This is a genomic window from Candidatus Thiosymbion oneisti, assembly GCF_900092655.1.
Lineage (GTDB): Bacteria > Pseudomonadota > Gammaproteobacteria > Chromatiales > Chromatiaceae > Thiosymbion > Thiosymbion oneisti.
Window position 1 is genome coordinate 1 of record NZ_FLUY01001434.1, and the last position, 3821, is coordinate 3821.

At 64.7% G+C, this 3821-nt stretch carries 1 protein-coding gene; it reads left to right on the plus strand.

The window, feature by feature from the left end; translation table 11 throughout:
* Positions 1 to 359: 359 nt before the first annotated feature.
* Complete coding sequence (gene glnE, locus BQ17_RS14765; protein WP_089728333.1) at positions 360 to 3212, plus strand: bifunctional [glutamate--ammonia ligase]-adenylyl-L-tyrosine phosphorylase/[glutamate--ammonia-ligase] adenylyltransferase; 2853 nt, start codon at positions 360 to 362, stop codon at positions 3210 to 3212.
* Positions 3213 to 3821: the final 609 nt, after the last annotated feature.

A 3821-nucleotide genomic window follows, 5' to 3' on the forward strand; every position in this document is an offset into this window, starting at 1 on the left:
TCCGTGTCCATCGGTGTCCATCCGTGGTTCTCTGGGTTGGGACAACCGCAAGGGGTGAGGCATCCGGCGGATGGCGCAAGCTTATCCGCCCTACGCGGGCTTATCGATCAACAAGTCGTTATCGACAGTGTAGGTTGGGCAAAGCCGCCAGGGACGGCGGCGTGCCCAACATCTACAGCTCGCTGGGCACGGCGCACCGTCTCTGGTGCACCTTCGCCTAACCTACGCGGTCCGCACAGCGGACCCTACCCTTATCTCTCGTTCCCGCGCAGCGTGTGGGAACGAGCCATTCTTACCGAACGCTTGACCTGCAAAGGGTATATCCTCTGGCGACGGTTCTTAAGTTTAAGGAGCTCCCGATGGCAGCGGCCGATGAGCTGATTGCAGGTGTGGTCGAGCAGCGACGGGTCTGGGAGGCGGCGCTCGCCGAGCAGGGTCTGACAGTGCCCACGCATCCGTTGCTTGAACGTACCTTGCCGGGCGTCTGGGAGGCGAGTGACTATGTCGCCAAGAGCTGTATCCGCTACCCGGATATCCTGCCGCAATTGCTCGCTTCCGGGCGTCTGGAGGCTGCCTGTGCCTCGGGCGAGCCGGAGCGCCTGCTGGCCGCTGAGCTGGAAGGCGTCACCGACGACCGGTCCCTCGCGGCGGTCCTGCGCCGGTTTCGGCACCGCGAGTTGGTCCGCATCATCTGGCGCGATATCGCCGCCTTGGCGGGACTCGAGGAGACCCTGGAGGACCTGAGTGCCCTGGCGGATGCCTGCGTGGGTCACAGCCTGCGGTTGTTGCACGGCTGGCTGACGGCGGAGCTCGGCACCCCCCGCGATGCGGCCGGCGCCGAGCAGTATCTGGTGGTGCTGGGGATGGGGAAGCTGGGGGCGCGGGAGCTCAATCTATCCTCGGACATCGACCTGATTTTCGCCTATACCGGGGTCGGCCAAACGGATGGTCGGCGCCCCCTGACCAATGAGCAGTTCTTCGTCCGTCTCGCCCAACGGTTGATCCAGGCCCTGGATACCAATCGAGCGGACGGCTTTGTGTTTCGGGTCGATGCGCGCTTGCGTCCGTTCGGCGATGTGGGTCCCCTGGCCATGAGCTTCGGCGCCATGGAGGACTACTACCAATCCCAGGCCCGGGAGTGGGAGCGTTACGCCCTTATAAAGGCGCGGGTGGTGGCGGGCGACCCGGCGGCAGGGGAGCGGCTCATGGCGATGCTGCGGCCTTTCGTCTACCGCCGTTACCTGGATTTCGGCGCCATCGAGTCCCTGCGCGACATGAAGCGGATGATCGACAAGGAGCTCAAACGCAAGGGCCTGGCGGACAACATCAAGCTCGGCCCCGGCGGCATTCGCGAGATCGAGTTCATCGGCCAGACCTTCCAGCTTATCCGCGGCGGCCGCGACCCCGAGCTCCAGCTCAGCGCCATCCAGCCCGTCCTGCAGCGGCTGGGGGAGAAGGATCTGCTGCCGGCTCAGACCGCGCAAGGGCTCGGTGCGGCCTACCGCTATCTGCGCCGGGTGGAGAACCGGCTCCAGGCCTGGCAGGACCGGCAGACTCACGCCTTGCCGGAGGATGCGGTCGGGCGCCTGCGGCTTGCCCGCACCATGGGCTGCACGGATTGGGAGGGTTTCTGCGGGGTGCTCGAAGAACATCGGCGGCGGGTCCAGGCCGAGTTCGATCGGGTCTTCGCCGCCCCCCACGCGGAGGAAGAGCCCCGGGACCGGCCGTTTGCGACCCTCTGGAGCGGCTCGGCGGACGATGGACATTACCTGGAGCAGCTCGCCCAGGCCGGCTTCAAGGACGCGGGCACTGTCTTGAGGCGTCTGCGGACCCTGCGTGATGCGGCGCTGCGCAAGGGATTGGGCAGGCGCGGCAACGACCGGATGGCCCGGCTCATCCCCCTGGTCCTGCACCTGGCCGCCGGTACCCATGACCCGGATCTGGTGTTGGAACGGGTGCTGCGGGTGCTGGAGTCCGTGCTGAGCCGTACTGCCTATCTGGCGATGCTCATCGAGCATCCGATCATCCTGTCACAACTGGCACAACTGGCGGGGATGAGCCCCTGGTTCACCGACCGGATCGTGCACCACCCCCTGCTGTTGGACGAGCTGCTGGACCCCCGGCGCCTCTATGCCCCCCTGCGTCGGGCGGATCTGGAAGCGGAGCTCGACAGCCTGCTCGCCCCCTTGGCCGACGACGACCTGGAGCAGCAGATGGAGCGCCTGCGCCAGTTCGCCCAGGGGAATATCCTGCGGGTAGCGGCGGCGGACCTCACGGACGTCATTCCCCTGATGATCGTGAGCGATTATCTGACCGAGATCGCCGAGGTCGCGGTCTCCCGGGTGCTGGCGTTGGCCTCTGACCACCTGCAGGCGAGGCACGGGCGGCCCGGCGGGATCGCGGGCGAGGGTTCCGGGTTGCTGGTGCTCGGCTACGGCAAGTTGGGCGGCCTCGAGCTCGGCTATGGGTCCGACCTGGATCTGGTCTTTCTGCACGGCAGCGATAGGGTCAATGCCGAGACCCGTGGCAACCGCCCGATCGCCAACGACCAGTTCTATCTGCGCCTGGGACAGCGCATGATCCACATCATCACCACCCGCACCCCCTCCGGCCAGCTCTATGCGGTGGATATGCGCCTGCGCCCCGATGGTGACAAGGGTATGCTGGTGCGCTCCCTCAAATCATTCGCGTCTTACCAGACCCGGGAGGCCTGGACCTGGGAGCACCAGGCCCTGGTACGCGCCCGCCCGGTGGCCGGTGACCGGGTGCTCGCGGAGCGCTTCGGCCAGGTACGGCGCGAGGTCCTCTGCCGGGAGCGGGAGCCGAAGCAGCTACGCCTGGACGTGCGGGCAATGCGGGAACGCATGCGCAAGAATCTGGACCGGACCCGCAACGGGTGGTTCGACCTGAAACAGGGGCATGGTGGTATTGCCGACATCGAGTTTATGGTTCAATACCTGGTGCTGCGGTGGGCCGCGCGGTACCCGGCGCTTGCCGATTGGACCGATAATATACGGTTGCTCGAGACCCTGGCCCGTTGCGATCTATTGCCGGGCACCGCGGCCGCAGATCTGACCGGTGCCTACAAGGCGCTGCGCGCCGCCTACCACCGCAGCGCCTTGCAGGAGCAGCCTACGCGTATCCCCGACAATCGGTTGGTCGGACCGCGGGAGCAGGTACGGGCCTGGTGGCGGGAGCTGATGGAAGATTAGTAGAGCTGCGTATGAAAACCGGAAACAAGAACCACGAATGGACACGAATGCTTCCAGACCGGCACAACAAGCCCCTCTCCCGCCGGGAGGGTGTCGCAAAAACGGTGGCGTCAGCTGTCAGTCTGTGAAGTTTAAACCACAGAGAACACAGAGAACGCAGAGAATTGGCCGATTCTTTATCTCCGTGTTCTCTGTGGTTCGAAATGACTTTTTCGACACCCTCGCCGGGAGAGGGGTTGGGGAGAGGGGATCGAATGGTTGTGGGCAATGTTTCCGTTAATTACGCGCAGCTGTACTAGCGACGCTGAACCTCAGATCGACGAGTCGTATCTGATCAGACCACAAAGACACCCCGAATGGGACAGGACTAACAGGATAAAAACGACTAACAGGATTTTTTAGAGGCTCTTTATGGACTCCGGACTGCTTTGGAGTGCGCCGGCAAAGCGGCGCGGCTGCATCGAACCTCAGCTACGGGGGATACCAGCGGCGTTAGCCGGGAATCCGGGCACTTAGGTTCCACCCGCGCCGCGGCGACGGCGCTTTCCCCTGGCCGCAACACCTTTGCTGGGGACGGATACCTTGCCAAATCCAAAGCGGCGGCAGGAT

What these genes read in the sequence shown, in the direction of transcription:
- glnE (WP_089728333.1), top strand. Translation starts at nt 360, where the DNA reads ATGGCAGCGGCCGATGAGCTGATTGCAGGTGTGGTCGAGCAGCGACGG.